Origin of the sequence: Ensifer adhaerens (genome assembly GCF_002940685.1) — a bacterium.
In the GTDB taxonomy this organism is placed as follows: Bacteria; Pseudomonadota; Alphaproteobacteria; order Rhizobiales; family Rhizobiaceae; genus Ensifer; species Ensifer adhaerens_E.
This window is the reverse complement of record NZ_PNFP01000074.1, coordinates 1-643: the sequence shown is the minus strand read 5'-3', so window position 1 is coordinate 643 and position 643 is coordinate 1. Positions and strand designations below refer to the sequence as shown.

Genomic DNA, 643 nt, shown 5'->3' with positions numbered 1-643 from the left:
GAGATATTCCTTCCTATTTCGGTCAATCAAACTCTATTTTCAAACGTTTTAATCGTTTGTCAAGCAGCGGTAAGTTGCTTAGATTATTCAAATTATTAGCATCATGCCCCGATATGGAGTGGATTTTTATTGATGGCTCTCACGTACGTGCTCATCAACATTCTGCCGGTATAGCGAATCAATCCATTTCTAAAAGTGTAGGAGGAAACTCCTCAAAAATACATTTGATTGTTGATTCACATGGCAATCCTATTGATTTCATGATTACCGATGGCACTACACATGACATCAAAGTTGCACCTGATTTAATAGCAACATTAGATTTAAAAGAGACAGAAGTGGTATGCGCAGATAAAGGCTATGATTCAGAACCACTGCGTGAGCAGATCAGAAAAACAGGAACAAAAGCGAATATACCAAAGAAAATAAATAGCCAATCGAACAATGATCATATGGACTGGTATTTATATAAAATCAGGCATTTAGTTGAAAATATGTTTTGTAGATTAAAACAATTTAGAGGGATAGCTACTCGATATGACAAGCTCAAAAGAAATTATCAAAGTGCTGTTGCCTTAGCCTGTATATTTTTATGGCTACCTTTATAGGTTTAATTATGAACAGTAAATGTCAACAGACCCTA

The 643-nt window shown here is 35.1% G+C and carries 1 protein-coding gene; it reads left to right on the top strand.

Annotated features, from left to right (window positions below; translation table 11 throughout):
- The coding region (locus tag C1A35_RS35685) for an IS5 family transposase (protein ID WP_104668919.1) at positions 1-608 on the top strand (608 nt) is incomplete at its 5' end.
- Between the last annotated feature and the right edge of the window lie 35 nt (positions 609-643).